23 protein-coding genes and 4 tRNA genes are annotated in these 26,683 nt (G+C 61.8%); 5 read left to right on the top strand and 22 right to left on the bottom strand.

Annotated elements, in window-relative coordinates:
• Positions 1-22: 22 nt before the first annotated feature.
• From HU742_RS07200 to rluC, 3 genes are read right to left on the bottom strand one after another with little or no spacing between them, the layout of a single operon-like run.
• The gene (locus HU742_RS07200; protein WP_186640810.1) at positions 23-1,012 is read right to left on the bottom strand and encodes a S49 family peptidase; all 990 of its coding nucleotides are present in this window, start codon (positions 1,010-1,012) and stop codon (positions 23-25) included.
• 20 nt (positions 1,013-1,032) lie between these two features.
• On the bottom strand, positions 1,033-1,695 hold the full coding sequence (locus HU742_RS07195; RefSeq protein WP_186645074.1) for an HAD-IIIA family hydrolase: 663 nt from the start codon (positions 1,693-1,695) through the stop codon (positions 1,033-1,035).
• Positions 1,685-2,641, bottom strand: coding sequence for a 23S rRNA pseudouridine(955/2504/2580) synthase RluC (gene rluC / locus HU742_RS07190; RefSeq protein ID WP_186640813.1), 957 nt, complete (start codon positions 2,639-2,641; stop codon positions 1,685-1,687). The genes HU742_RS07195 and rluC overlap by 11 nt, the downstream gene beginning before the upstream one ends.
• A gap of 699 nt (positions 2,642-3,340) precedes the next feature.
• On the opposite strand from rluC, the gene rne reads away from it, so the two are divergent.
• Positions 3,341-6,562 carry a ribonuclease E gene (gene rne, locus HU742_RS07185; protein WP_186645075.1) on the top strand — a complete coding sequence of 1,074 codons (3,222 nt, stop codon included), beginning with the start codon at positions 3,341-3,343 and terminating at the stop codon, positions 6,560-6,562.
• A gap of 79 nt (positions 6,563-6,641) precedes the next feature.
• Here the strand turns inward: rne and HU742_RS07180 are convergent, their stop codons facing one another.
• The 12 genes from HU742_RS07180 to HU742_RS07125 all read right to left on the bottom strand — a co-directional run bounded on the left by HU742_RS07180 (position 6,642) and on the right by HU742_RS07125 (position 18,131).
• Positions 6,642-7,232 (bottom strand): nucleotidyltransferase family protein, encoded by a 591-nt coding sequence (locus HU742_RS07180; protein WP_186645076.1) that lies wholly within the window; start codon positions 7,230-7,232, stop codon positions 6,642-6,644.
• An 18-nt stretch (positions 7,233-7,250) separates the two neighbouring features.
• Complete coding sequence (locus HU742_RS07175; RefSeq protein ID WP_186645077.1) at positions 7,251-8,222, bottom strand: XdhC family protein; 972 nt, start codon at positions 8,220-8,222, stop codon at positions 7,251-7,253.
• Positions 8,222-10,537 carry a xanthine dehydrogenase family protein molybdopterin-binding subunit gene (locus tag HU742_RS07170; RefSeq protein ID WP_186645078.1) on the bottom strand — a complete coding sequence of 772 codons (2,316 nt, stop codon included), beginning with the start codon at positions 10,535-10,537 and terminating at the stop codon, positions 8,222-8,224. The genes HU742_RS07175 and HU742_RS07170 overlap by 1 nt, the downstream gene beginning before the upstream one ends.
• Positions 10,534-11,004: a (2Fe-2S)-binding protein gene (locus tag HU742_RS07165; RefSeq protein WP_186645079.1), complete on the bottom strand. Its 471-nt coding sequence runs from the start codon at positions 11,002-11,004 to the stop codon at positions 10,534-10,536. The genes HU742_RS07170 and HU742_RS07165 overlap by 4 nt, the downstream gene beginning before the upstream one ends.
• 265 nt (positions 11,005-11,269) lie before the next feature.
• Positions 11,270-12,289, bottom strand: coding sequence for a UDP-N-acetylmuramate dehydrogenase (gene murB, locus HU742_RS07160; protein ID WP_186640825.1), 1,020 nt, complete (start codon positions 12,287-12,289; stop codon positions 11,270-11,272).
• Positions 12,286-12,750: a low molecular weight protein-tyrosine-phosphatase gene (locus HU742_RS07155; RefSeq protein WP_186645080.1), complete on the bottom strand. Its 465-nt coding sequence runs from the start codon at positions 12,748-12,750 to the stop codon at positions 12,286-12,288. Before HU742_RS07155 ends, murB begins: the two co-directional genes overlap by 4 nt.
• A complete protein-coding gene (kdsB, locus tag HU742_RS07150) occupies positions 12,750-13,514 on the bottom strand; it encodes a 3-deoxy-manno-octulosonate cytidylyltransferase (RefSeq protein WP_186645081.1) in 765 nt (254 codons plus the stop codon). Before kdsB ends, HU742_RS07155 begins: the two co-directional genes overlap by 1 nt.
• Entirely contained in the window at positions 13,511-13,696 is a 186-nt protein-coding gene (locus HU742_RS07145) for a Trm112 family protein (RefSeq protein ID WP_003179363.1), read from the bottom strand. Before HU742_RS07145 ends, kdsB begins: the two co-directional genes overlap by 4 nt.
• Positions 13,697-13,718: 22 nt before the next feature.
• The gene (gene lpxK, locus HU742_RS07140; protein ID WP_186645083.1) at positions 13,719-14,729 is read right to left on the bottom strand and encodes a tetraacyldisaccharide 4'-kinase; all 1,011 of its coding nucleotides are present in this window, start codon (positions 14,727-14,729) and stop codon (positions 13,719-13,721) included.
• Positions 14,729-15,157, bottom strand: coding sequence for a biopolymer transporter ExbD (locus HU742_RS07135; protein ID WP_186611534.1), 429 nt, complete (start codon positions 15,155-15,157; stop codon positions 14,729-14,731). Before HU742_RS07135 ends, lpxK begins: the two co-directional genes overlap by 1 nt.
• Complete coding sequence (locus HU742_RS07130; protein ID WP_186611608.1) at positions 15,154-15,789, bottom strand: MotA/TolQ/ExbB proton channel family protein; 636 nt, start codon at positions 15,787-15,789, stop codon at positions 15,154-15,156. Before HU742_RS07130 ends, HU742_RS07135 begins: the two co-directional genes overlap by 4 nt.
• A gap of 95 nt (positions 15,790-15,884) precedes the next feature.
• Positions 15,885-18,131: a DNA internalization-related competence protein ComEC/Rec2 gene (locus HU742_RS07125; protein WP_186645085.1), complete on the bottom strand. Its 2,247-nt coding sequence runs from the start codon at positions 18,129-18,131 to the stop codon at positions 15,885-15,887.
• Between the two features lie 144 nt (positions 18,132-18,275).
• Between HU742_RS07125 and HU742_RS07120 the strand changes: the two genes are divergently transcribed.
• Complete coding sequence (locus HU742_RS07120; RefSeq protein ID WP_186640833.1) at positions 18,276-18,791, top strand: DUF2062 domain-containing protein; 516 nt, start codon at positions 18,276-18,278, stop codon at positions 18,789-18,791.
• 71 nt (positions 18,792-18,862) lie between these two features.
• Here the strand turns inward: HU742_RS07120 and HU742_RS07115 are convergent, their stop codons facing one another.
• The 3 genes from HU742_RS07115 to HU742_RS07105 all read right to left on the bottom strand — a co-directional run bounded on the left by HU742_RS07115 (position 18,863) and on the right by HU742_RS07105 (position 21,328).
• Entirely contained in the window at positions 18,863-19,642 is a 780-nt protein-coding gene (locus tag HU742_RS07115; RefSeq protein WP_186640835.1) for an ABC transporter permease, read from the bottom strand.
• Positions 19,639-20,571, bottom strand: coding sequence for an ABC transporter ATP-binding protein (locus HU742_RS07110; RefSeq protein WP_186640837.1), 933 nt, complete (start codon positions 20,569-20,571; stop codon positions 19,639-19,641). Before HU742_RS07110 ends, HU742_RS07115 begins: the two co-directional genes overlap by 4 nt.
• A gap of 133 nt (positions 20,572-20,704) precedes the next feature.
• On the bottom strand, positions 20,705-21,328 hold the full coding sequence (locus HU742_RS07105; RefSeq protein ID WP_186640840.1) for a glutathione S-transferase family protein: 624 nt from the start codon (positions 21,326-21,328) through the stop codon (positions 20,705-20,707).
• A gap of 296 nt (positions 21,329-21,624) precedes the next feature.
• Here HU742_RS07105 and HU742_RS07100 point away from each other — a divergent pair, with 296 nt between their 5' ends.
• Positions 21,625-24,072 (top strand): acyl-CoA dehydrogenase, encoded by a 2,448-nt coding sequence (locus HU742_RS07100; RefSeq protein ID WP_186640842.1) that lies wholly within the window; start codon positions 21,625-21,627, stop codon positions 24,070-24,072.
• Between the two features lie 88 nt (positions 24,073-24,160).
• Positions 24,161-24,568, top strand: a complete 408-nt coding sequence (locus tag HU742_RS07095) for a PA2817 family protein (protein ID WP_186611541.1) — start codon at positions 24,161-24,163, stop codon at positions 24,566-24,568.
• A gap of 167 nt (positions 24,569-24,735) precedes the next feature.
• Here HU742_RS07095 and HU742_RS07090 read toward each other — a convergent pair.
• The 4 genes from HU742_RS07090 to HU742_RS07075 all read right to left on the bottom strand — a co-directional run bounded on the left by HU742_RS07090 (position 24,736) and on the right by HU742_RS07075 (position 25,149).
• Positions 24,736-24,811 (bottom strand) — tRNA-Gly (locus HU742_RS07090).
• A gap of 3 nt (positions 24,812-24,814) precedes the next feature.
• Positions 24,815-24,890, bottom strand: a tRNA-Glu gene (locus tag HU742_RS07085).
• Between the two features lie 105 nt (positions 24,891-24,995).
• A tRNA-Gly gene (locus HU742_RS07080) sits at positions 24,996-25,071 on the bottom strand.
• A 2-nt stretch (positions 25,072-25,073) separates the two neighbouring features.
• Positions 25,074-25,149 (bottom strand) — tRNA-Glu (locus tag HU742_RS07075).
• Positions 25,150-25,520: 371 nt separating this feature from the next.
• On the opposite strand from HU742_RS07075, the gene HU742_RS07070 reads away from it, so the two are divergent.
• Positions 25,521-26,279: a VHS/ENTH/ANTH domain-containing protein gene (locus HU742_RS07070; protein WP_186645087.1), complete on the top strand. Its 759-nt coding sequence runs from the start codon at positions 25,521-25,523 to the stop codon at positions 26,277-26,279.
• Positions 26,280-26,683 lie beyond the last annotated feature (404 nt).

Raw genomic sequence — 26,683 nt, 5'->3', positions numbered from 1 at the left:
TGGCATCAACCCTCGGTAGAAATCAGCGCAACGCCGGGCCTTGGAAGCCCATCCACATCGCCAGATGCTCGGCAATGCTCGCACCCAGTTTTTTCGAGAAACGATCGAACGGCGACTCTTCGATAGTGAAATCCACCAGCTCTTTCTCGCCGATCACGTCCCGAGCCACGAAACTGGCACTGCCCAAGCCATCGATCAAGCCCAGCGGCAACGCCTGCTCCCCCGACCAGACCAGACCGGAGAACAACTCCGGATGTTCTTTGTCCTTCAGGCGCTCGCCCCGGCCTTTCTTGACGCTGGCGATGAATTGCTTGTGAGTCGTATCCAGCACACCCTGCCAGAACGCGGTTTCTTCAGGCTTTTGCGGCTGGAACGGATCAAGGAAGGATTTATGCTCGCCAGAGGTATAGACCCGGCGCTCCACGCCAAGCTTCTCCATGGTTCCGACAAAACCATAACCGGCCGCCGTCACACCAATGGAACCCACCAGACTGGCCTTGTCGGCATAAATCTGGTCTGCCGCACTGGCAATGTAATAGGCCCCGGACGCACCGAGATCGGCGATGACCGCGTAAACCTTGATGTTCGGGTGCAAGCCACGCAAGCGGACGATTTCGTCGTAAACGTAACCCGACTGCACCGGACTGCCGCCCGGACTGTTGATGCGCAGCACCACACCTTTGACCTTCGGATCCTCGAACGCTGCCCGCAGGCTACCGACGATGTTGTCCGCGCTGGCGGGCTCCTTGTCGGCGATCATGCCTTCGATGTCGATCAGCGCGGTATACGCCGAACCGCCCGCGGCGCTTTTCTCCAGGCTCATCAGCGGTGTGAACAGCATGAGCGCGGCGAAAAGATAAACAAACGTCAGCAGCTTGAAGAAGATGCCCCAGCGACGCGAACGACGCTGCTCCTGGACACTGGCCAGCAGAGTCTTTTCCAGCAGCTTCCAGCTTTTATCATCACCGTTCTCGGCGCTTGCCTTGGCCGGTGCCTTCCATTCATCCGTCATGCATGCATCCCCGTCAAAACTTAATCGGCACGCCGGCTCAACCAGGCGTGCAACTCAGGAAAATGGTCAATCGCCAGGCATGGCTCAAAAGCCTTCAATGCCTCGATTGTCTGCGCGCCGTAACTGACAGCCACCGAACTCATGCCGGCGTTACGCGCCATTTGCAGGTCGAACGACGAGTCCCCCACCATCAGCGCCTGCCCAGCCTGCACACCGCAATGAGCCAGGATTTGCTCAAGCATCAGCGGATGCGGCTTGCTGGCGGTTTCATCCGCAGCACGGGTGATGTCGAAATAATCGTCCCAACCGTGGGCTTTCAATACCCGATCCAGCCCACGCCTGGCCTTGCCGGTCGCGACGGCCATGCGATAGCCCTCGCCCCGCAGAAGCTGGAGCGTGTCCGCCACGCCATCGAACAGCGGCGAAGGCTCGGCCTCCAAGGCAATGTAGTGATCGGCGTAATGCTGGCGGAAAATAACCAACCCATCGCCATCGATGTCCGGGTAGAGGCTGCGGATCGCCTCTGGCAACCCGAGGCCGATGATGCCCTTCACCGCATAGTCGTCACGCCGCGCGAAACCCGCACGGTCAGCCGCGATATGCATGGACTCCACGATCCGACCAATGGAGTTCGCCAGAGTGCCGTCCCAATCGAATATCAACAGCTTGTAGTCAGGATGCACTCAGCCGCTCCACGGTCTTGGCCCACATTTCATCCACGGGAGCCTGCAACTTCAACTCGCCGCCATCAGGCAGCGGCACAGTCAGCATGTAGGCGTGCAGAAACAGGCGCTTGCCGCCCAGGTCGCGAATTTCCTTGGTGAAATCGTCATCGCCGTATTTGCTGTCACCGGCGATGCAATGCCCGGCATGCAGGGTGTGGACACGGATCTGGTGAGTCCGCCCGGTGACCGGCTTGGCTTCGACCATGGTGGCAAAGTCGCCGAAGCGCCGGAGCACCTTGAACACGGTCAGCGCCTCCTTGCCCTCCTCGTTGACTTCCACCATGCGCTCGCCCGAACGCAGATTGCTCTTGAGCAACGGCGCACGGACCTGCTTTACGGAGGTATCCCAACGACCACGCACCAGCGCCATGTAGCGCTTGTCGACGCCATCGCCGCGCAACTGCTCGTGCAGATGCCGCAGCATGCTGCGCTTCTTGGCGATCATCAGCAGACCGGAGGTGTCGCGATCCAGGCGATGGACCAGTTCCAGCTCCTTGGTATCCGGACGCAATTGACGAAAGGCTTCGATCACCCCGAAGCTCAGGCCGCTGCCGCCGTGGACCGCGATACCCGCGGGCTTGTTGACCACGATCAGCGCCTTGTCTTCATAGACGATCGAGGCTTCAAGGCGCTGCAACAATCCCTGGGCCAGCGGTACCGGCTCATCGCGCTCGGGCACGCGAACCGGTGGCACGCGCACGACGTCGCCGGCCTGGAGCTTGTATTCGGGCTTGATCCGACCTTTGTTCACCCGCACTTCGCCTTTGCGCAAAATGCGGTAGATCAAGGTCTTGGGCACGCCTTTGAGCCGGGCCAGCAGGAAATTATCGATTCGTTGGCCGGCATATTCCGGCGAGACCTCGAGCAGTTGAACGCCAGGGGTCGAAGGGGCAGTAGTTGTCATGGCGGCGATCATAACAATTTTTTATGGAATTGAAGCACTTAATCATTGCTGCTATAGTCGCGAACGCCGCCAAAAGTGGCTGGACAGCGGACTAGCGGTCAAAAACCGGCCCTGACCAACGCAATTCACGAGGACGAGAGGCCGTCCTACGGGGCTTTTGCTACGTAACGGTAGAGTCTACGGGTGCAACGAGCGCAGGTGACATGAGGCCTGAAATACGCCGCAAAGCAGAGTTTTGACTCGCATTGCGCGCCACATTCACGGCCAGTTCACAAAGTGCAGTCAGCCGAAGACGACCCCGAGCGAGAGCTTCGGAAACAACGCCTAAATTAGCCATGATGCGTGACCTCCCCTTTCGGAGCTCACGGTAAATGCCAACCCGCTGCGGATTCTGCGCGCGGCAGCACCCGAATTATCAGGGATACGTGTAGGGTGGAGATGTACAACCGTCGGACTGTGTAGCACTAGGCTTATATTTAGACGCTTCATCTCGTCCACAGGCGCCGGTTGATTCCTCCTCCTGACTGAGTGCTTGAGTACCAGCAAGCAGGACGCGTCCGTCGCGACTTCGCCATCATTGGGCCGAACTCGCTGGACACTGGAATGGCCTCGCCATTGCCAGGACGCACCTGACACCGACCGTGAGAAGTCGTGTGTGCCGAACGCCGTTTCCGGCAGCCCGGAAACCGACGGTACTACATGAAAAGAATGCTGATTAACGCAACTCAACCCGAAGAGTTGCGTGTTGCACTGGTAGACGGCCAGCGCCTCTACGACCTGGATATCGAATCCGGTGCACGCGAGCAGAAGAAGGCCAACATCTATAAAGGCCGGATTACTCGCATCGAACCAAGCCTTGAGGCTGCCTTTGTCGATTTCGGCTCCGAGCGCCACGGCTTCCTGCCCCTCAAAGAAATCTCCCGCGAATACTTCAAGAAGGCCCCTGAAGGCCGCGTCAACATCAAGGACGTCCTGAGCGAAGGCCAGGAAGTCATCGTCCAGGTCGAAAAAGAAGAACGTGGCAACAAGGGCGCCGCCCTGACCACCTTCATCAGCCTCGCCGGCCGTTACCTGGTCCTGATGCCGAACAACCCGCGTGCCGGTGGTATCTCCCGCCGCATCGAAGGCGAAGAGCGCAACGAACTGCGCGAAGCCCTCAACGGCCTGGTCGCACCTGCCGACATGGGCCTGATCGTGCGCACTGCCGGCCTGGGCCGCAGCAGCGAAGAAATGCAGTGGGACCTCGATTACCTGCTGCAGCTGTGGACCGCCATCAAAGAAGCCTCGCTGGATCGCTCCGCGCCATTCCTGATCTACCAGGAAAGCAACGTGATCATCCGCGCCATCCGCGACTACCTGCGCCAGGACATCGGCGAAGTGCTGATCGACAGCGTCGAAGCCCAGGACGAAGCCCTGACTTTCATTCGCCAGGTGATGCCGCAGTACGCGAGCAAGATCAAGCTCTACGAAGACAGCGTTCCGCTGTTCAACCGTTTCCAGATCGAAAGCCAGATCGAGACCGCCTTCCAGCGCGTCGTCGAACTGCCGTCCGGCGGCTCCATCGTCATCGATCCGACCGAGGCCCTGGTGTCCATCGACATCAACTCGGCGCGCGCCACCAAAGGCAGCGACATCGAAGAAACCGCCCTGCAGACCAACCTTGAAGCCGCTGAAGAAATCGCCCGTCAGTTGCGCCTGCGCGACATTGGCGGCCTGATCGTCATCGATTTCATCGACATGACCCCGGCCAAGAACCAGCGCGCCGTGGAAGAGAAGGTCCGTGAGTGCCTGGAAGCCGACCGCGCCCGCGTACAGGTCGGTCGTATCTCGCGTTTCGGCCTGCTGGAAATGTCCCGTCAGCGCCTGCGTCCATCGCTGGGTGAAAGCAGCGGCATCGTTTGCCCTCGCTGCAACGGCACCGGCATCATCCGTGACGTTGAATCGCTGTCCCTGGCAATCCTGCGCCTGATCGAAGAAGAAGCCCTGAAAGACCGCACCGCCGAAGTCCGCGCCCAGGTCCCGATCCCGGTGGCCGCGTTCCTGCTCAACGAAAAACGCAACTCGATCACCAAGATCGAACTGCGCACCCGTGCCCGTATCGTCATCCTGCCGAACGATCACCTCGAGACGCCGCACTTCGAAGTGCAGCGCCTGCGCGATGACAGCCCGGAAGCCCACACCAACCAGTCCAGCTACGAAATCGCCGCTGCCGCCGCCGAAGTGGAAGAAGTCCAGCCGGCCGCCGCCGCCACTCGCACCCTGGTTCGCCAGGAAGCGGCGGTCAAGACCGCCCCAGCCCGCGCCAACGCTCCGGTCCCGAGCGAAGTCTCCGCCCCGGTTGCCGCACCCGCCGCCGTGCCAGAACCAAGCCTGTTCAAGGGCCTGGTGAAGTCGCTGGTCAGCCTGTTCGCCACCAAGGAAGAGCCAGCGACCCCTGCCGTTGTCGCCAAGCCTGCCGCCACCGAGCGTCCAGCCCGCAACGAAGAACGTCGCAATGGTCGCCAGCAGACCCGCAACCGCAACGGTCGTCGCGACGAAGAGCGCAAGCCGCGCGAAGAACGTGCACCGCGTGAAGAGCGCGCGCCACGTGAGCCGCGTGAAGAACGCCAGCCACGCGAAGCCCGCGAGGAAACGCCAGCGACTCCAACCGTAGCCCGTGAAGAGCGCGCACCGCGCCCACCACGTGAAGAGCGTCAGCCGCGCGCACCGCGTGAAGACCGCAAGCCGCGTGGCGAGCGTGAAGAACGTGTCCGCGAACTGCGTGAGCCACTGGATGCCGCACCCGCCGCCGCTGGCGCCGCACCGGCTGAAGAGCGCCCGGCCCGCCAGCCTCGCGAAGAACGCGCACCGCGTCAGCCGCGTGAAGAGCGTCAACCACGCGTCGAGGAGGCAGCCGCTGCCAGCGAAGAAGAAGTGCTGAACAGCGAAGAGCAGTTGCAGGAAGACGGCCAGGACAACGCCGAAGGCGATCGTCCACGCCGCCGCTCCCGTGGCCAGCGTCGTCGCAGCAACCGCCGCGAGCGTCAACGTGATGCTAATGGCAACGTGATCGAGGGTTCGGAAGAGTCCGAATCCGCCGAGAACGCCGAAGCGCCAAGTGGCGCGGATCTGGCCGCAGGCCTGGCCGTCACTGCGGCAGTGGCCAGCAGCGCGATCAGCGCCCCGGCCGAAGCCCAGGCACACGAGCAGGCTGAACGCGCCACCGCTGCGGTGGAAGATGCCCCGGTTGAAGCGCCAGTCGTCGAAGCGACCACGCCAGTGCAAACCACCGCTTCGCCAGAAGTGGAACTCGCACCGGTTCCCGACGCCGAGCCTGAAGCCCAAGCCGCCGAGCCAGCACCGGTCGTCGAGCAGCCAGTGGCCGTCGCCGAACCTGCCGTCGAAGCTGTAGCGCAGGAAACCCCGGCCGAGGAAGTTGCACCCGAGCCTGTGCGTGAAGAGCAGACGACGTTCAACTGGAACGCAGAACCCGCGGCGCCAGCGCCAGTCGCCGAGCCTGAGCCAGTGAAAACCGTCGAAGCGCAAGTGATCGAGCCGGTGGTCGAAGCTGCCCCGGTGGAAGAGCCTGCGCCCGTGATCGAGGCTCCTGCGGTTGTCGAGGCTCCGGCCCCGGTTGAGGCACCTGCACCTGTCAGCGCCTTGGCTCCGAATGGCCGCGCTCCGAACGATCCGCGTGAAGTGCGCCGTCGCAAGCGTGAAGCCGAGCGTCTGCAGAAGGAAGCCGAACAGGCCGCCGCTGCCGCTGCCCAGGCGCCTGCCGCCGAACCGGCGCCAGCCGTGGAAGTCGTCGAAGCCCCTGCCCCGGTTGCTGAAACCGCAGCAGAGCCGGCGATCGACGAACCTCAGCAGTCCGCTGAAGAAGTTGCACCGCACCACCCTGAAGCCCTGGAAAAAGAGCACGAGCCTAAACCTCACGCCTGATTCCACCGCCCAGTAAAAAACCCCGCCTGGTAATGCCAGGCGGGGTTTTTTTATGCCTCAGTGGATCTGACCGAGTGAGTTATCTAAAAACCAGTGCCTCAGGCACATCGACATCCCACGTCACACCCGCATCGTCCACCGGCACTTGGACCACGTGCGCCCCGGCGAACAGCACCTTGGCGCCGCGATCACCAGTCAAGGCCATCAGTTGCGGACCCAACGCGCGACCAAATCCCACCGGATGCCCATACTCCCCGGCAAGCACCGGCACGCTGATGCCCTCCTCGCGCATCCCCGCCACCACCCGTTCGAAGCTCGACGGCAAAATGAAAGGCATGTCGCCCAACACGACCAGCCAGCCGTCAAGGTCCGGGCACGCCTGGACGCCGGCGGCAATGCTGTCGCCCAGGCCGGGCGAGTCCAGCTCCACGTAATCGCACCCGTAGGCCTGGGCCATGCGAATGGCCTGCGGACGATCGTTGCGGGTCACCAGCACGCGCTTTTCCAGGGAGGACGGTAAATTGACCAGCACATGTTCGATCACTGAGCGCACCGCACCGTCACGCCCGGTGCAATCCGCCAGCAACTTATCCTTGTCGGCACCGACAACCTCACGGAAACGGCGACCCGATCCCGCCGCAAGAATGATCACGCCAATGGACCCAGTCATAACCTGCTCCTTTGTGGCTTACAGCGGTTTCTTTTGACGCAGTTCGATGCCATTTTTGATGGCAACGATTTCCGCCAGCAACGACAAGGCGATTTCCGCGGGTGTGTGGCTGCCGATGTGCAAGCCGATAGGGCCATGCAGCCGTTCGATGGCCTGTGCCGACAAGCCTAGCTGAGCCAGGTTGTCCCGGCGTTTCTGGCTGTTGACCCGCGACCCCAGGGCGCCCACATAAAAGGCCTTGGAATCGAGGGCGGTCAACAAGGCCATGTCGTCCAGGCGCGGATCATGGGTCAGCGCCACGATCGCCGTGCGCTCATCCGTCTGGATGCTCAGCACCGCTTCGTCGGGCATGCCGGTCACGAAGCGGCCGTGCTGCTCCTCCCAGCCGTAGACGAATTCCTTGCGCGGATCGCAGATCAGCACTTCGAAATCCAGCAGTCGGGCCATCTCCGCGACGTAACGGGACAGCTGTCCAGCGCCGATCAACAGCAGCCGCCAACGCGGGCCATAAATTGCCCGCAGTGTCTCGCCATCAAACACTAAAGCATCGCTTTTACTGGCCGGCACCAACGACACGCTACCGGTGGCGATGGTCAATTCCCGGGCGACAATCTCATGGGCCTCGCAACGCTCCAGCAAGTCGCTGATCCACTGGGGATCGCCCACTCGCTCTTCCGTCAGGCGCAAGGTGCCGCCGCACGGCAGGCCGAAGCGCGCCGCCTCCTCGCGGGTGACGCCATAGGTGATCAGTTGCACCGGCGGACCGTCCGCCGGAATTCGGCCGTCGTGCAGCCGGGCGATCAAGTCATCCTCGACACAACCGCCCGACACCGAACCGATTACCACGCCATCCTCGCGCAGGGCCAGCATGGCGCCAGGAGGCCGTGGCGCGGTGCCCCAGGTCTGGACCACGGTGAACAACACCACGCGCTGCCCGGCGCGGCGCCACTCCAGCACGCTGCGCAGGACATTCAGGTCAACGCTGTCCATCAGGCTTTGGCCTGTTGCCAGCCTTGCAGCTGATAACGCACGGGCAGATCGCGGATACGCTTGCCGGTGGCAGCAAAAATCGCGTTGCACAGCGCCGGCGCGATCGGCGGCACGCCTGGCTCACCCACGCCGCCCAAGGGAACTTCACCCGGCGGCGTGACCAGATGCACCGCCACTTCCTTGGGCGCCAGGGACATGCGCGCCACTTCGTACATGTGGAAGTTATCCTGCTGGACCTTGCCGTCCTTGAAGCTGATCTCGCCGACCATCGCGTTGCCCAAGCCCATGACGCAGGCGCCTTCGAACTGGGAGCGGATGCGCTCGGGGTTGATCCGTGGCCCACAATCCACGGCAATGTCGGCCTTGTGCACCATCACCGTGCCGTCATCCTTGACCTCGACTTCGATCGCCGCCGCGACGTAAGTGACAAAGCTGTAATGCACCGCCAGGCCCAACCCCCTTCCCTTGGGCAATTCACGTCCCCAACCGGCGGCTTTCGCGGCAGTCTCCAGCACGGTACGGATCCGCGCCGTATCGATGGGATAACGCTCGGGCGATTCGCCGTAGTTCCAATCGTCGTTCAGGCTGTTCGGATTGATCTTGCGGTCCGGCCCCAGCAACTTGAGGTGATACTTCAGCGGATCCTGGCCGGCCTTGTGGGCCAATTCGTCGATGAAGCTCTGGATCGCAAAACCGTGGGGAATATTCGACACCGAGCGGTACCAGCCCACCCGGGTGTGGGCCACCGCCTCGGGATTTTCCAGGCGCATGTTGGGAACGGCGTAAGCCATGTTGGTCACGCCCATGCCCACTTCGAACGGTGCTTCGTGGGTCATGCCCGGCGCGAACAACGCGGTGATGGTCGGAGCCACGGTGCGATGCAGCCAACCGGAGGGCAATCCGTCCTTGTTCAGGCTGGCCTTCAGGTATTCGGCCGATACAGTGTGGAAATACGAGTGATGGATATCGTCCTCGCGGGTCCATTGCACCCGTACCGCCTGGCCGGGAAACTCCTTGGCGAGCACGGCGGCTTCGACGACAAAATCGGGTTTCGACTTGCGCCCGAAGCCACCGCCCAGCAACGTGATGTTCACCGTGACGTTCTCGAAAGGGATGCCCAGGCGCTCGGCGACGCGCTCGCGGGTCACCTGCGGTGCCTGGCTCGGCGCCCAGGCTTCGCAGTGGCCATCCTCGAACCGGGCGACGGCGACCATCGGCTCCATGGGGGACTGGGACAGGTGCGGCAGATAATATGAAGCCTCCAACGTCGAATCGGCCTTGGCCAATGCGCCATCGAGATCACCGGTGCTGCGCAAGACTTTTCCAGGCTTGCGAGCAGCCGCTTCCAGTTCCTTGCGGTAGGCGATGGAGTCGTAACCGACGTTCGGGCCGTCGTCCCACTCTATTTTCAGCGCTTCGCGGCCCTTGATCGCTGCCCAGGTATTTTTCGCCACCACCGCCACGCCGCCCAGAGGTTGGAATTCGGAGGGCAATGGGCGCCCCTCGATCTGCACCACCTTGACCACGCCCGGTACTTTCAACGCCGCGCTGCTGTCGACGCTCTTGACCTTGCCGCCATAGACCGGCGGACGCGCGATGACGGCATAGAGCATGCCGTCGAAATGCACGTCGGCACCGAAGACTGCGCGACCGTTGACGATGTCCGCGCCGTCGATGGCACGGGTCGCCTCCTTGCCGATGTAACGAAATTCCGAAGGCTGTTTGAGGCGCAGGCTCTCGCGGGCCGGCACCGGCAAGGCACTGGCGGCGGCAGCCAAGGCGCCATAACCCAGCTCCCGCCCGGAAGGCTGGTGCACCACTTTGTGCAGCTGCGCGCGGCATTCGCCTACCGGCACGTTCCATTGTGCAGCGGCGGCCAGTTCCAACATGGTCCGGGCGGCGGCACCGCAACGGCGCATCGGCTCGTACCAATGGCGCATGCTGCGCGAGCCGTCGGTGTCCTGGTTGCCGAAGCGCGCCTCATCTGCCGGTGCCTGCTTGACCTTGACCAGCGCCCAGTCGGCGTCCAGTTCGTCGGCCACCACCATGCTCAGGCTGGTGCGCACACCCTGGCCCATCTCGGAACGGTTGCAGATCACCGTCACGCTGCCGTCGGCGGCAATGCTCACGTAAACCTTGGGGTCGTCGACCGCGCCGTTGGGCATGCCCTCGGCGCCAAATTTCTTTTCCTCGGCAAAGGCATCCGGCAGGCCCCACGTGGCCGCCAGCACCAGCACACCGGTGGCGCTCGCACCTTTCAGGAAGCCACGACGGCTGAGGTTGCTCAGGACAAAATCATCGGGCAAGTGGCTCATGCCTTGGCCTCCTTCAGGTGGGTGGAGGCTTGGCGAATCGCGGTCTTGATCCGGTTATAAGTGCCGCAGCGGCAGAGGTTGCCGACCATGGCTTCTTCGATCTGCTCGTCGCTGGGGTTGGGGTTGGTCTTGAGCAGGGCCGTAGCAGACATGATCTGCCCGCCCTGGCAGAAACCGCACTGCGCCACCGCGGTATCCAGCCAGGCTTTCTGCACCACCTGCCCGACCGGGTCGACGTGAAGCGCGTCGATGGTGCTGACGTTCTGCCCCTTCACCGAGCCGATCGGCGTGATGCAACTGCGTGCGGGGGCACCGTCGATGTGAATGGTGCAGGCGCCGCACAAGCCCATGCCGCAGCCGAACTTGGTGCCGTTGTAACCGGCCACGTCACGGATCGCCCACAGCAGCGGCATGTCCTCGGTCACATCCAGTTGGTGGTCTTTTCCATTGAGTTTCAGGGTAATCATGGGCACGCCCGCATCGTCATCGAGTTATGGGGTCGAGCCATCTGCCGTTTGGTTATCGGTTCGGTGTCGCAGACTGGCTCAGGCTAATCGGGCTCTCTTGTGCACACGCGAGCAAGCGTCTGCACCGGGCCTCAGGGATGCGTATGCTCGCATCGTCAGCCCATTAAATTAACCCAGGATCAAGCAAAACGCCCTGCACAATCCTGCACGAATGGTTTTGTGCAGCCTGTCCAGGGCGTTTTATCCGGCGCTTGCGAAGCGCGGTTCAGTACCGATTGGGTTCCATTTCCAGCTCGACCTGAAAACGTTCGGCAATGTCCTTCTGGATGCGCCGGGCCAGCTCCAGCAGTTGCAGGCCGGTGGCATTGCCGTAGTTGACCAACACCAGCGCCTGCAATTTATGCACCCCGGCGTCGCCATCGCGAAAGCCCTTCCAGCCGGCGTGCTCGATCAGCCAGCCAGCGGCGATCTTCATCTGGCCGTCGGGCTGTGGATAAGCCACCAGGTCCGGGTATCGGGCCTTGAGTTGCGCCACGTGGGAGGCCGGCACCAACGGGTTCTTGAAGAAACTGCCGGCATTGCCCAACACCGCTGGGTCTGGCAGTTTTTCGCTGCGGATACTGCAGATGGCCCGGCTGACATCGCTGGGCGTCGGCTGGTTGATGCCTTGCTCGGTCAACCGTTGGCGTACTGGGCCGTATTCCAGATGCAGATGGGCGGCACGACTGAGGGCAAAACGCACCCGCAGGATCAGCCAGCGACCCGCCTGCTGCTTGAAAAGGCTGTCGCGGTAGGAGAAATCGCATTCTTCAAGGGTGAAATCGCGCAGTTCGCCGGTCTGGCGATCCAGCGCGGTGAGGCCAGCAAAGACGTCCTTTATCTCCACCCCGTAGGCGCCGATGTTTTGCATCGGTGCCGCGCCCACGGTGCCGGGGATCAGGCTGAGGTTCTCCAATCCAGACCAACCTTGCGCCAGCGTGTGCTGGACGAAGGGATGCCAGGGTTCCCCGGCTTCGGCCTCGATCACCACCCGCTCGCCATCATCGCTGAGCAGGCGGATCCCCTGGCTGGCCATGCGCACCACCAAGGCGTCGATGTCGCCGGTCAGCAACAGGTTGCTGCCGCCGCCAATCACCAGCAACGACACGGCATGCTCGGCGGCATAGGCCAGCGCCTGGCGAACATCCGCATCGCTGTGGGCTTCGGCGAACAGCCGGGCGCTGACATCCACGCCAAAGCTGTTGAATGGCTTGAGGCTGACACCCGCCTGGACGTGCAAGGTCATAACCGCCCCTTCAGTTCGACCACCAGGCGATCCGTGGCACGTTCAATCAAATCCAACACTTGCTCGAAACCTTGCTCACCGTCGTAGTAAGGGTCTGGTACGTCATCGAGTTCCGCCTCGTAACGACGCAGGAACAGGTCCAGTTCAGCCCTGGCATTGGTCGGTTGCAGGACTTTGAGATTGCGCAAGTTGCTGCTGTCCATCGCCAGGATCAGGTCATAGGCGGCGAAATCGGCACGGGACACTTGCCGGGCACGCTGGGCCGACAAATCGTAGCCGCGCCGCAGGGCTGAGGCCTGGCTGCGCTTGTCCGGCGCCTTGCCGACGTGCCAGTCACCGGTTCCGGCGGAGGCGACCTCCACCTGATCGTCCAACCCGGCTTCGCGCAACTTGTGGCGCAAGATGCCTTCGGCCGTGGGCGATCGGCAGATATTGCCGAGGCAGACAAACAAAACCCGCATCAGGCCTCCAGCAAGCGCCGAACGCGCTCGAGATCTTCAGCGGTATCAACGCCGGTCGGCGGAGCGATCAGTGCATCGGCCACGTGGATTCGTACGCCGTGCCACAGGGCACGCAACTGTTCCAGCGCTTCGGTGTTTTCCAGCCAGCACGGTCCCCAGGCCACGAAGTCGTGAAGGAAGCCGGCGCGGTAGGCGTAGATGCCGATATGGCGGCGGTACGGCACGCCTTCGGGCATTACGTCGCGGCTTTGCGCGAAGGCATCCCGCGCCCAGGGCAATGTCGCGCGGCTGAAGGTCAAGGCCAGGCCATTAAGGTCGCTGATCACCTTGACCACGTTGGGATTGAACAACGCTTGCACGTCGTCGATCGGCTCAGCCAGGGTCGCCATGCGCGCTTCGGGATGGGCCGCCAGGTTAGCCGCGACCTGATCGATCACGCTGGGCGGGATCAACGGCTCATCGCCTTGTACGTTGACCACGATGGCGTCGGCCTCAAGGCCCAGTTTCGTGGCGACTTCCGCCAGGCGATCGGTGCCGGAATTATGATCTTCGCGGGTCAGCACCACTTCGGCGCCAAACGCCTCGCAGGCTTCGACGATGCGCGCATCGTCGGTCGCGACCACCACGCGCTGGGCGCTGCTTTTGCTGGCCTGTTCCCAGACGTGCTGGATCATCGGCTTGCCGGCGATCAACAGCAACGGCTTGCCGGGCAGGCGCGTCGAGGCAAAACGCGACGGAATGACGACGGTGAAGGCTGTGGTCATTTATCCAGGCGCTCGTCAGTGGTCAGGGTGCGGGCTTCGCTCTCGAGCATCACCGGGATGCCGTCGCGAATCGGATAGGCCAGGCCGGCACCCTTGCTGATCAGCTCGGTCTTGTCGGCGCTGAGCTTGAGCGGGCCTTTGCAAACTGGGCAGGCCAGAATATCGAGCAACTTGGTGTCCATGGTTTTCCCCTGGTAAAGATTTCTAAGGCAAGAGCCGATCCGGCAACAGGCGCATCAACTGCGTATCGAACCAGGCCGCGAAGGCCGGGGACGGCGCGGCGTCCACCGCCAGGTACCACCAATCCGGTGCGGCGAAGGCACGGCACTTGACCGCGTCTTTTTCCGTCATGATCACTGGCAGGGCTGGCGTGAAATTCAAGGCCTGGGCACTGTATTCGGCGTGATCGGCAAACCCGTGCGGTATGGGCCGCCAGTGTAGCGTTTCGAGGGTCTTGAAGAAACGCTGCGGATTGCCGATACCGGCCACGGCGTGCAGGGCCTGGCCGGCTGGAAAGTGGTCGAGAGCGCGCCGTTCTCCACTGGCGAGGTTCACCAGGGCGGTGGGCCGCAATTCGAAAGCGAAGCCGTCTTCGCGGTCGGCGCTGGCGCCGTTGTACAACACCGCATCGACCGATTGCAGGCGTTCGACCGGTTCGCGCAACGGACCGGCCGGCAGGCAACGGCGGTTGCCGAGGCCGCGGGCGTTGTCGATCAGTACCAGTTCAAGGTCCCGGGCCAGGCGGTAATGCTGCATGCCGTCGTCGGACAGGATCAGGTCCAGCGGCTCGGCTTCCAGCAGCGCGCGGACTGCGCGACTGCGATCAGGGTCGATCATCAACGGCACGCCGGTGCGCTGGACGATCAGCAGCGGCTCGTCACCCGCGATGTCGGCGCCCTGCTCGGCCTGGACCCGCCAAGGCAGTTGCGGCGGCTTGGCACCATAGCCACGGCTGACCACGCCAACCCGCAAGCCACTGCGCTGGCAATGTTCGATCATCCACAGGATCAGCGGCGTCTTGCCCGTGCCGCCAACGGTAATATTGCCGACCACGATCAGCGGCACGGGCGGTTGATAGATCTCGCCGCCGCCCGCCAGGAAGCGTTCGCGCTTGCTCTTCACCACACGTCGATACAGCCATTCCAGCGGTCGCAACAGCGTCAGGGCCGGGTGACCTTCATACCACGCGGCGAGCAATCGATCGGACATGGCCATCAGGGTGCCGGCGCCGCCTCGACCGTCGTCATGCGCAGGTGGCTGAAGCCGAGCTTGCCGGCAGCATCCATGGCAGTGATAACGGATTGGTGAGGGGTCTTGCCGTCGGCGCTGATGGACAACGGCAGGCTGGTGTCACCGCCGGATTCCTTCTGCAGGGCCTCGATCAGGCTCGCCAGGTCGCTTTTTGGCAGCAAATGGTTGTTCACCGAGAACGCGCCTTCGGCGCTGATGGTGACTTCCAGGTTCTTCAACTGCTGGTCTTCGGCGGGCGAACCACTGACCGCTTGCGGCAATTCGACCTTGAGCTGGGTCTCCCGGGTGAACGTGGTGGTCACGACGAAAAACAGCAGCAGGATGAACACCACGTCGATCAGCGACGCGAGATTGATCTCGATGTTTTCCCGTGGTTTGCGGCGGAATTTCACTGCTTGCCCCCGGCCAGGTCCACGTCACGGTCGCCCTGCACCACCTCGACCAGCTTGATGGCTTCCTGCTCCATGCCCACCACCAATTCGTCGACGCGGCGTTGCAGGAATCGGTGGAAGAACACGGCTGGGATACCGACCATCAGGCCTGCGGCGGTGGTGATCAGGGCCTTGGAAATACCACCTGCCAACACCGCGGCGTTGGTGGTCATGCCAGAGCCGGTAAAGGCACTGAAAATATCGATCATGCCCAGCACCGTGCCCAGCAGGCCCAGCAATGGGGACATGGCCGCGATGGTCCCCAGGGCATTGAGGTAGCGCTCCAGATCATGAATGACCCGCGCGGCAGCTTCTTCAATGCATTCCTTCATGATCTCGCGACCATGCTTGGAGTTCGCCAGGCCCGCCGCAAGAATCTCTCCCAGAGGAGAACTGGCTCGCAGCTCCTTGAGCTTGTCCTTGTTCAGCTGTTTGTCCTTGATCCAGACCCAGACCTGCCCGAGCAGATGCTCCGGGGTCACGCGACTGGCCCGCAGGGTCCACAGGCGTTCGGCAACGATACCCAGTGCCGCGATGGAACTCAGAATGATCGGCAACATCATCCAACCGCCGGATTTGACCAATTCCCACACAGTGACAGCCCCCTCGAAAAAGTGCGCCACTTTATCATACAGACTCGCCGTGCAGACCCGCCCGGCCGACAACACGCCAAGAACGATGAGCCAGATCAATGCTGCATCGATGTGCCAGCGGGTGGCGGCTCACGCCAGTAGCGACGCTCGCCGGCTTGGATGTGCGCCGGCCCGAACGCGCCCAGCTGCAGACGAATGGCACCCTGTTCGGCACTGTCATAGATTGTCATGCCCAACCTTCGATACCGCTCCATCACCCACGGATGTGGATGGCCGAATGCGTTGTTTCGACCTCGGGAGATCAATACCGAATGAGGCTGGAGGCGCGTCAGCAACGCCATCGACGATGAGCTGCGGCTGCCATGGTGCGGAGACGCCAACCATTGGGTCGGTACCCCCAGCGGACCGTCAAGCAAGGCGCGCTCGGCATGGGTGTCGATGTCACCCGTCAGCAACAATCGCTCGCCGCCGGCCTCCACCAGCAAGACGCAGGACGTCTGGTTACTCTCGACAGCCGACGCCCATCGCCAGAGCTCGAACCTGACCCCGTCCCACTCCCAGCCTTCACCGCTATCGCACGGGCCCGCCTGTAGATCGACGGGCAGCGCAGTGGGGTCGCCGCTGATCACCCGGGTCGTCGGCAGCCCGTTGCGCACGGCGCGAGCACCGCCAGCGTGATCTGCATCCGCGTGGCTGAGCAACATCAGGTCCAATCCGCGCACGCCGAGCTTGCGCAACGTCGGCACCACCACACGTTCGCCCGCATCGGCGTCACCAAAGCGCGGCCCCGCGTCATATAACAAGGCATGGCGACGGGTGCGCACCAAGACCGCCAGCCCCTGGCCAACGTCCAATTGCCAGATTTCGGCCTGCCCCCAAGGCACTTCTTCCCGTGGAGGAAAAACGATCAGCAACAGCATCGGCCAACCCAGGATCCGCAACGGCAGGCCCTTGGGCAACAGCAGCAACAAAGCACCGAGCGTCGCAAGGGCCCAAGCCCATAACGGCAAGGCGGGAGGCGCCCAAGCCGGTATTCGCCCGGCTGCCAGGGCAAGCCCCTTGAATAGCAAATCGAGCAATCCACCGGCGATCCATAAAAGGCTTTCACCCATGAACGGGACCGGCAGCAACGCCGTGCCAAGCAGCGCCGCAGGCAATACCAACAGGCTGATCCAGGGCACCGCCAGCAAGTTGACCAACGGACCGCTGAGACTGACCGGCAAACCCAGTATCAGCAACAACGGGCAAAGGCCGAGCGCAATCAGCCACTGGGCGCGGGTCCAGGTCTGCCACCAGCGCCAGGGCCCCAGGCGAGCACCGAACGTGAACATCAATATGGCCACGGCGGCAAACGACAACCAGAACCCTGGCCGCAGGCTCGCCAGCGGGTCCAGCACCAGCACTCCAACGAAGGCCAACAGCCAGGCCCACCAAGGCTTCGCCTGCCGGAAGCGCAAGCGCCACAACAGCACCAGCCCGATCATGGCGCAGGCCCGCCGCACCGGCACCTCGAACCCGGCGAGCAAGCCGTAACCCAGGGCAGCGGCAAAAGCCAGCGCACAAGCCCAGGGCAGCCACGGCAGACGCGACGGCCATGCGCCATAACGCGCCGCGCCGGCCACCAGCAGATAAACCAGGCCGGCAAGCAAGCCGATATGCTGTCCGGAGATCACCAGTAGGTGGACAGTGCCGGTGTCTTGCAGCACCTGCCAATCTTCCCGGGCCAGACCGGCACCGTCGCCGAGAACCAACGCCATTAGCGCGCCGGAGCGCCCCTGGGCATCGACTCTTGCCAGCGCCTGGCGCACCCCATCGCGCCAGGCGCCTTGGGCCGGCTGCACCCGCCAACCATCCTTGACCGAGCCGGTGGCGCCAATGCCCCGGCTCAGCAACCACGCTTCATAGTCGAAGCCGTGGGGATTGAGCAGCCCGGCGGGCCTTTTGAGCTTGACCGCCAGGCGCCATTTTTCACCGCTGTTGACCGCCGGCCCGTCGTACCAGGCCAGGCGCATCAACGTCGGCAAGCGTGTGCGTCGGGATTGAGCGTCGGCCAGTTCGAAACGCACCACGCCGTCACTCTGTTGCGGCAAGCCGACGACACGCCCCTCGACCCAGCGGGTCTCACCTTCCAGCGCGGCGGGTAACCGGTCGTCCAATGCTAGCTGCGCCGAGAAACAGGCCCATGCCAGCCCGAAGAAAAAGAAGCCCACCGGGTAAAGGCGAGATGGCAACACCATCAACGCCAAGATAGACATGGCTGCGATCAGCCACAGCGGTGGCAATACCGGTAGAAAAATCGGCGCCAGCAGCCCCGATGCAAGCGCGACCATTGCTCTGCGCATAAGCTCATCCTTGAGAGTTCCCTCTCAGGCTTAGCCGGTTAATGGCACCGCGCGCGTTATCAATTGTCACAAAGTCTGAATCTGCCGGCCGTAGAATCCGGACATACTTGCGACCTGACTGCTTTGATCCCACCGAGAAGCCTTATGCCCCGGCGCCTATTCAAACGTTACATGCCTGACCCAGCGAGCATTCGGGAACACAAGTCCTTACGCTTTCTCGGTACCCTGCTTCACGATCCGAACCTTTGGCACCTCAATCGCCATTCAGTGGCGCGGGCGATGGCCGTCGGCCTGTTCGCCGCGTTTCTGCCTATCCCTTTGCAAATGCTGCTGGCCGCGGCGCTGGCCGTCACGGTGCGTGGCAATATTCCGATTGCGGTGAGCCTGGTCTGGTTGACTAACCCCATCACGATGCCTGCGGTGTTCTTCTGCACTTATCAAACCGGTGCCTGGCTGATGGATGTGCCAGCCCGGACGCTGCCGGATGAGCTGACCTGGGAGTGGATCACCAATCAGTTGTCGACGTTGTGGCAGCCGTTTTTGCTGGGGTCTGTGGTGACGGGGTTGGTGCTTGGCGCGTTGGCGTATTTTGTCACCATGGCGTATTGGCGGTGGTGGGTGACGCGGCAGTGGCGGCGGCGTAAGAAAAGCCGGATGTGAAATGCAAAAGGCCTCCAACAATTGGAGGCCTTTTCGTTCCGCTCGAGACGGTGGCGCATGAAACTACCGGCTCAAGTCCGCATCCCCCGCCCACTCACCAACAACCGCGCGCATCCTACATAAAGCACCACAGTCGCCACCACCATGAACGTAATCGCAATACTGATGCGAATGTCCGAAACCCCAAGGATCCCGTAGCGGAAAGCGTTAACCATGTGCAGCACCGGGTTGGCCAGCGATACGGTCTGCCAGAACGGTGGCAGCAGGGAGATCGAGTAGAACACTCCGCCCAGGTAGGTCAACGGCGTGAGCACGAAGGTCGGGATGATGGAAATGTCATCGAAGTTACGCGCAAACACGGCGTTGATGAAACCGAGTAACGAAAAGATCGTGGCCGTCAGAACCACAACCAGGATCGTCAACCCCAGGTGATGCACTTGCATGTCAGTGAAGAACAATGACAGCAGCGTCACGATCAAACCCACCGCCAGCCCTCGCAGCACGCCGCCCAAGGTAAAGCCGATCAGGATCGTGTGAGGCGAAACCGGCGAGACCATCAGTTCTTCGATCGAGCGCTGGAACTTGCTGCCGAAGAAACTCGACACGACGTTGCCGTAGGAGTTGGTGATCACCGACATCATGATCAGCCCAGGCACGATGTAGTCCATGTACGTGAAGCCGCCCATGTCGCCGATCTGCCGGCCGATCAGGTTGCCGAAGATGACGAAATACAGAACCATCGTGATGGCCGGCGGCAGCAGGGTCTGCGGCCAGATCCGCATGAAGCGCCGGACTTCCCGGTACACGATGGTATTGAGGGCAATCAGGTTGGGGCGCAATTCGGAACTCATACCGCCACCTTCGCCAGGTTTTTCTCCACCAGGGACACGAACAACTCCTCAAGGCGATTGGTTTTGTTACGCAGGCTCAGCACTTCGATGTTCTGCAGGGCCAACTGGGTGAACAACCCGGTGATACCAGCGGCTTTGTCGACCTGGACTTCCAGTGTGTGGCGGTCCACCAGCCGGGCGGGATAGCCAACGAGCTGCGGCACGACACTCAGGTCATGCTTGAGGTCCAGCAGGAAGGTTTCCACATGCAACTGGCTCAGCAACTGGCGCATGCTGGTGTTTTCGACGATGGTGCCGTGATCGATGATGCCGATGTTGCGGCACAGCTGCTCGGCCTCTTCCAGGTAGTGCGTGGTGAGGATGATGGTGATGCCTTTCTGGTTCAGCTCGGTCAGGAAGGTCCACATCGAACGGCGTAGCTCGATGTCCACACCCGCGGTCGGTTCGTCGAGGATCAGCAGGCGCGGCTCGTGCACCAGCGCACGGGCAATCATCAGGCGCCGCTTCATGCCCCCGGACAACGAACGGGACGGCACGTCGCGCTTGTCCCACAACCCTAGTTGGGTCAGGTACTGTTCAGCGCGCTCATTGGCGACCTTCGGCGGGATACCGTAGTAACCGGCCTGGGTCACGACGATGTCGAAGGTCTTTTCGAATTGGTTGAAATTGAATTCCTGGGGCACCACGCCAATGCAACGCTTGAGCGCGGCGGGTGAGCGGTCCAGGTCATGACCGAAGACATTTACCGTACCGCCGGACTTGTTCACCAGGGTGGAAAGGATGCCGATGGTGGTGGATTTGCCCGCGCCGTTGGGGCCAAGCAAGGCGAAGAAATCACCTTCGGCAACGTCCAGATCGATACCACTCAGGGCCTGGAAACCGTTGCCGTAGGTTTTGGTTAACTGCCTTATGGACAGAGCGGAACTCATATCGGATTACGCACCAAGAAGGGGAAGAGAAGAATAGATAAGGGCGTGCGGCGAGTAATACAACCACGTCGCACGAAGGCAATGGTGCGTGGCGTCGCCGCACAAGTACAGTGAAGTGTGTCGATAGTAAGTATTAAGTCAACGCGGTCATGACGGCTTTTCGATAGGCTGGACGCTGCGTGAGCCGTGCATACCAGGCCTCCAGGTGCGGCAGGTCGACGCGCTCGATGGGCATCTCGAACCAGGCATAGATGAAGCTGCCCAAGGGAATGTCGCCGATGCCGATTTCACTGCCCGAGAGGTAAGGCTGTTCGGCCAAGGCCTGCTCCACCATTGCCAGCAAGTCGCCGCATTCCTTGATTCCCGCGTTGATGGCCGCCCAGTCCTGTTGCTCGGATGGGGTGCGCAACACGCCCCAGAATACCGTGCGAAACGGGGCAGCGAAGCTGGACGTGGTCCAATCCATCCATTTTTCAGCCCGGGCTCGGGCTTGAACGTCAGCGGGGTACCAGGCCGAACCCGGGGCATGACGAGCTGCGAGGTAACGCACGATGGTGTTGGATTCCCAGAGCACGAAGCCGTCGTCCTCGATCATCGGGACGCGGCCGTTGGGGTTCTTCGCACGGTACTCAGGTGTGTCCACCACACCGAACGCCCCGCCCGCATCGATGGCCTGGTAAACCAGGCCCAGCTCTTCGGCGCACCATAACGCCTTGCGCACGTTCGATGAATTCTTCCGGCCCCAGATCATCAGCATCACGGTTTCCTCATTGGATAAATGCCGCAGCAGCATACGCCGGATCAAGCGCGACTCAAATCACCCCGAACATCGCCTATCCATCCACAGTCCTGACTCGCGGAAACGACGTATCGGCCAAACAATGGCGTTTTCTCACGCTGGCAACGAACGATTTCCCACGGCTGTTGCCAACCAGACTGGCGCAATGTGTCGAGGGTTTCCCACGAAATCAGTCACATCGCGCCTACCGCCGGTTTTGCAGGGGCCGTCTAAGCTCTGAAGGTCGGTTTGCCTTGGTTCACGGAGGATCACTTATGCTGTTGTTGTGGATATTGGTGCTGGTCGTTGGGATAGCCTGGCTGGCGCACCGTCGCACCGCCCCGCTGCCCGCGCTGGGCATCGTCGCGGTCTATTTGCTCGTCATGGGGGTTTCCAGCCACGCCCCCGGTTGGCTGATGCTGATTCTGTGGCTGGCGCTCGCCGTCGTCGCTGCCCCGCTGTTGCTGCCAGACCTGCGCCGCAAGTATTTCAGCGCGCCGATGTTCGACTGGTTCCAGAAGACCTTGCCGCCCATGTCGCAGACCGAACGCGATGCCATCGACGCCGGCACGGTGTGGTGGGACGGCGAGCTTTTCAGTGGTCGCCCGAACTGGGACATGTTGCTGGCCTACCCCAAGGTGCAATTGACCGAAGAAGAGCAGGCATTCCTCGACGGCCCTACCGAGGCGCTCTGCGCAATGGTCAGCGACTGGCAGATCGGCCAGGCCATGGACCTGCCGCCGCAGGCTTGGGCTCATATAAAGGAACACGGTTTCTTCGCGCTGATCATCCCCAAGGAATATGGCGGCAAGGGGTTCTCCGCCTATGCCCATTCCCAGGTGGCGATGAAACTGGCGACCCGCAGCGGCGACCTGGCCTCCACTGTGATGGTCCCCAACTCCCTCGGCCCGGCCGAACTGCTGCTGCACTATGGCACCGATGAACAACGCAACCATTACCTGCCGCGCCTGGCCCGTGGTGACGATATTCCCTGCTTCGCCCTGACCGGGCCGCTGGCCGGCTCCGACGCCGGGGCGATGCCCGACACCGGCATCATTTGCAAGGGCGAATGGGAAGGCAAGGAAACCCTGGGGCTGCGCTTGAACTGGGAAAAGCGCTACATCACCCTCGGCCCGGTCGCCACCCTCCTCGGCCTGGCCTTCAAGGCCTACGATCCTGACCACCTGCTCGGCGACGAAGAAGACCTCGGAATCAGCCTGGCGCTGATCCCGACGGATACACCCGGCGTCCAGATCGGTCGCCGTCACCTGCCCCTCGGCGCCGCCTTCATGAACGGGCCGAACTGGGGCAAGGACGTGTTCATCCCGCTGGACTTCCTCATCGGCGGCCAGGCCATGCTCGGCAAGGGCTGGATGATGTTGATGAACTGCCTGTCGGTCGGCCGCTCGATTTCCCTGCCGGCGGTAGGCACCGGCGCGGCTAAATTCACCAGCCTGGTGACAGGCCAATACACCCAGGTGCGTGAACAATTCAACGTACCGTTGGCCGCCTTCGAAGGTATCCAGGAGGCCATGGCGCGGATTGGCGGCAACGCCTGGTTGATGGACGCCGCGCGCATGTTGACCGCCAACGCGGTAGACCTCGGCGAGAAACCCTCAGTGTTGTCGGCGATCCTCAAGTACCACCTGACCGAACGCGGCCGCGAGTGCATCAGCCACGCCATGGACGTACACGGCGGCAAGGGCATCATTATGGGCCCGAACAATTACCTGGGCCGCAGTTGGCAAGGCGCGCCGATCTTCATCACGGTGGAAGGGGCGAACATCCTCTCGCGCAATCTGATGATCTTCGGCCAGGGGGCGATTCGCTGCCATCCCTTTGTGCTCAAGGAAATGGCCCTGGCGACTCGCGAAGACAAAGACCAGGCGCTGATCGAATTCGATGGATTGCTGCTCAAGCACATCGGTTTTGCGGTCAGCAACGCCGCCAGCACCCTGGTGCTGAACCTGGGCCTGGGACATTTCGACAACGTGCCGGGCAATGCCTTGAGCCAAGGGTATTTCCGCGCCCTCAATCGGCAGGCGGCAGCATTCGCCCTGCTGGCGGATTTGAGCATGATGTTGCTCGGCGGCGAACTCAAACGTCGCGAACGCCTGTCCGCACGCCTGGGTGACGTATTAAGCAACCTTTACCTGGCCTCCGCAGCGCTCAAGCGCTACCACGACCTCGACTCGCCAGACCATATGGCGCCGCTGTTCCAATGGGCCATGGAAGAAAGCCTGGGCCAGTCGGAGCGGGCGCTGGACGAACTGCTGGACAATTTCCCGAACCGCTTGCTGGGCTGTTTGTTGCGCGTGGTGGTATTTCCTTTTGGCCGTCGCCACAAGGGCCCGAGCGACAGACTGGACGCCGAGGTCGCCGCCGTGATCGGTCGAGCCAAGGGCGATCCGACCCTGGAAGAACTGCTTCAAGGCTGTTATCGCCCGCAGTCGGAGGAGGACCCAGTCGGAGCGTTGCAACATGCCGCCGACCTGTTGGCGGCCGCCCACCCGCTGCACAAAAAGCTACAGGGCGCGCTCAAGCATGGGCAGCTCAACCCGGCGCCCGGTGAACACCTCATCGACGCCGCCCTGGAAGCGGGTGTACTGCAGGCCAGTGAGGCGCAGACCTTGCGCACAGCCGAAGCGGCACGACGCAAAGTCATCGACGTGGATGATTTCGATAAGGCGGAGCTGGTGCTCGCCGAGGCCAAGGTCCGCTGATCCAGGCAGCGATCTGATCGCTGCCATGTAAAAACCGGCGCAAGGGCTTTATACTCCTGCGCCCGTTTTGCTCTTGAGGACTTATCTCGTGTCCAATGTCGTTGCCGATCACCTCGTCTTGCTTGACCACTTGCGCAGCATCCTGGTCGCCGTGGGTGAGGCCGAACAGGTTCCCGAAGAAAGCCATGCGCTGTTCCTGGAGCGCTTTGATGAGTTGCGTGCGCAACTGCCGGTCGACCCGATCGAAAGCCAGTACCTGGGACAGGACCTTCTATGCCAGGTCATCGTTCGTTATCCACAGATCGCCCATTTGGTGCCGCGCGATCTGCTGTGGTACTTCGCCGGTGATTGCCTGCACTACATGCCTGACGAAGAAATCAGCCTCTACCAAGCCTTGGAGGAACGTCGTTTCGAAGCCGAACAAAACGACGAGCCCTTCGATTGGAACCAGGAAAAGCAATTGCTGGCGATGTCAGATCAGGACAGCAAGCACTGATTGCAATCAGCATGACCAGGCCCGCACGGTTCAACCCTGCGGGCCTTTTTTTGGCAATACCGAGGTGCAACAACCGCCCAGACTGCAGCACTCTGTTCTAATTGCCTTGAACACCTTTCATAGAGGCATAAAAAAACGCCGCTCAATGAGCGGCGTTTTTTTTAATTTGGAGCGGGAAACGAGACTCGAACTCGCGACCCCGACCTTGGCAAGGTCGTGCTCTACCAACTGAGCTATTCCCGCAAATGGCGTCCCCTAGGGGACTCGAACCCCTGTTACCGCCGTGAAAGGGCGGTGTCCTAGGCCACTAGACGAAGGGGACACGCTAACTGAAATACATGGTGTGTATTCCAGTGCCCAAACCCGCACCCTAAGATGTCGGCTCTGGCTTCACTCAGCACTGCCCGAAAGCAATGCTGCTTAAAATTGGAGCGGGAAACGAGACTCGAACTCGCGACCCCGACCTTGGCAAGGTCGTGCTCTACCAACTGAGCTATTCCCGCATTGGCGTCCCCTAGGGGACTCGAACCCCTGTTACCGCCGTGAAAGGGCGGTGTCCTAGGCCACTAGACGAAGGGGACACACGTACAACATTCACTGCTTATCGCGTTTGGCTGAGTGCTTTACGCTGTAAGTGGCGCGCATTCTATGGACGGATTGGAGGGTCGTCAACCCCCAGATATAAATTTATTTAAATCAATGACTTCCTCGGGTTTGGGGCGGATTTGCGGATTTTGCCCGCCCGGTCTCTGACGCCTATATTCTGTCGCCCGCCAAGACGTTATAGTCGCATGCGGTAAATGATGGCAATGTGCAGCCACTGCGCTTCGCATCCCATAAGCAGCACGACGCCCGTCTAATCGCATCGTTCGGGCCTATGCGCTTAAAAGCCAAGCCACTACACTCATGACATGCAAACGCTAATAAAGAGGTCTTACCGGTGACACCACTCATGATCACCCTGCTCGTCGTAGCCGGGATCGCGCTGTTGATCGCCATTGGCTACATGAACCATGTGGTGGAAAACAACAAGCTGGAAAAGGCCCGCACCAAGGTTGAACTCAACGACCGTTTGCGTCGTTGCGGCGAGCTGACCGAAACCTTCCCCGGCCAGCTGATGACTCCGGCCCTGAAACTATTGATCACGCGCCTTGAACTCAACGTCTGCCAGCGCTTGCTCAATCTGGACAAGACCAATGCTGCGGTCAAGGCACGACTGGACGAACTGACAGCACTGGCGGCCCAAGGTGAATCGATCCCGGTGAGCAACCCGCCGGCACCGATCCAGACCGAAGCCAAGGCCAAGGATGTACGGTTTTTGCTCGAGGCCTTGCACGGCCAGATCACCCGCGCTGCCCAGGACGGTTTCCTGCCGTCCAATGAGGCCAAGCGTTGGATCCGCGAAGTGCGGCATATCCTGGTGCTGTTGCACATCGAGTTCTTCAACAACCTTGGCCAGCAGGCTTTGCAACAGGAGCAGCCGGGGCAGGCTCGCCTGGCGTTCGAGCGTGGCGTGCAGTATCTGCGCAAGCAGCAGGAGCCTCAGCTCTATGCCGAGCAGTTGGCCTATCTGGAGAAGCTCTTGGCTCGGGCCAACGCCCAGGTCCTGGCCAGCACTCAGCCGGTCGAGGGTGAGGTGAATCAGTTGACGGAAGGCTTGAAGGACGACGAAGCGAGCGACGAGTGGAAGAAGAAGAAGGTTTACGATTGAGTTGAGGGTTGGGGTTGGGGTTGGGGTTGGGGTTGGGGTTGGGTGTATATCCGTTGCTGCGGTAATGGCTGCTTAGGGTTCCGCCCTTACGGCGGGTCACTTTTTTCAGACGCCAAAAAAGTAACCAAAAAGGCTTTGCCCCACCACTCGGTACCTCGCCTAGGCTCGGCATGCCTGAACGAAGGCATTGCTCCGTGGGCCCGCTGCGAAGGGCCATCCATGGCCCAGCGCAGCTATCCCGGCATCCATGCCGGGATGCCCACTGCACAACGCCTCCGTTCAGCCAGCGTGGTTAATGGGGCGCCGAAATCACCATCCGCCGCGAGGCGGCCTGACAGCCGACCTGTTTCTTGGTGACCGCGTTTCTCCTCTGTGGACCAGTTTGGCCGCGATAGCTGTGATCA

Origin of the sequence: Pseudomonas marvdashtae (genome assembly GCF_014268655.2) — a bacterium.
Lineage (GTDB): Bacteria > Pseudomonadota > Gammaproteobacteria > Pseudomonadales > Pseudomonadaceae > Aquipseudomonas > Aquipseudomonas marvdashtae.
This window is presented reverse-complemented; position numbering and strand designations above follow the sequence as displayed.

Excerpts from the sequence above, each read along its gene's own strand:
- HU742_RS07175 (WP_186645077.1), bottom strand. The coding sequence starts at position 8,222 with ATGGACAGCGTTGACCTGAATGTCCTGCGCAGCGTGCTGGAGTGGCGC.
- murB (WP_186640825.1), bottom strand. The coding sequence starts at position 12,289 with ATGACCTTGCACGTCCAGGCGGGTGTCAGCCTCAAGCCATTCAACAGC.
- HU742_RS07070 (WP_186645087.1), top strand. The coding sequence starts at position 25,521 with ATGATCACCCTGCTCGTCGTAGCCGGGATCGCGCTGTTGATCGCCATT.
- HU742_RS07145 (WP_003179363.1), bottom strand. The coding sequence starts at position 13,696 with ATGGACACCAAGTTGCTCGATATTCTGGCCTGCCCAGTTTGCAAAGGC.
- rluC (WP_186640813.1), bottom strand. The coding sequence starts at position 2,641 with ATGACAACTACTGCCCCTTCGACCCCTGGCGTTCAACTGCTCGAGGTC.
- HU742_RS07120 (WP_186640833.1), top strand. The coding sequence starts at position 18,276 with ATGCCCCGGCGCCTATTCAAACGTTACATGCCTGACCCAGCGAGCATT.
- HU742_RS07115 (WP_186640835.1), bottom strand. The coding sequence starts at position 19,642 with ATGAGTTCCGAATTGCGCCCCAACCTGATTGCCCTCAATACCATCGTG.
- HU742_RS07105 (WP_186640840.1), bottom strand. The coding sequence starts at position 21,328 with ATGCTGATGATCTGGGGCCGGAAGAATTCATCGAACGTGCGCAAGGCG.
- HU742_RS07125 (WP_186645085.1), bottom strand. The coding sequence starts at position 18,131 with ATGCGCAGAGCAATGGTCGCGCTTGCATCGGGGCTGCTGGCGCCGATT.
- HU742_RS07165 (WP_186645079.1), bottom strand. The coding sequence starts at position 11,004 with ATGATTACCCTGAAACTCAATGGAAAAGACCACCAACTGGATGTGACC.
- rne (WP_186645075.1), top strand. The coding sequence starts at position 3,341 with ATGAAAAGAATGCTGATTAACGCAACTCAACCCGAAGAGTTGCGTGTT.
- HU742_RS07180 (WP_186645076.1), bottom strand. The coding sequence starts at position 7,232 with ATGACTGGGTCCATTGGCGTGATCATTCTTGCGGCGGGATCGGGTCGC.
- kdsB (WP_186645081.1), bottom strand. The coding sequence starts at position 13,514 with ATGACCACAGCCTTCACCGTCGTCATTCCGTCGCGTTTTGCCTCGACG.
- lpxK (WP_186645083.1), bottom strand. The coding sequence starts at position 14,729 with ATGGCCATGTCCGATCGATTGCTCGCCGCGTGGTATGAAGGTCACCCG.
- HU742_RS07110 (WP_186640837.1), bottom strand. The coding sequence starts at position 20,571 with ATGAGTTCCGCTCTGTCCATAAGGCAGTTAACCAAAACCTACGGCAAC.
- HU742_RS07100 (WP_186640842.1), top strand. The coding sequence starts at position 21,625 with ATGCTGTTGTTGTGGATATTGGTGCTGGTCGTTGGGATAGCCTGGCTG.
- HU742_RS07200 (WP_186640810.1), bottom strand. The coding sequence starts at position 1,012 with ATGACGGATGAATGGAAGGCACCGGCCAAGGCAAGCGCCGAGAACGGT.
- HU742_RS07155 (WP_186645080.1), bottom strand. The coding sequence starts at position 12,750 with ATGCGGGTTTTGTTTGTCTGCCTCGGCAATATCTGCCGATCGCCCACG.
- HU742_RS07170 (WP_186645078.1), bottom strand. The coding sequence starts at position 10,537 with ATGAGCCACTTGCCCGATGATTTTGTCCTGAGCAACCTCAGCCGTCGT.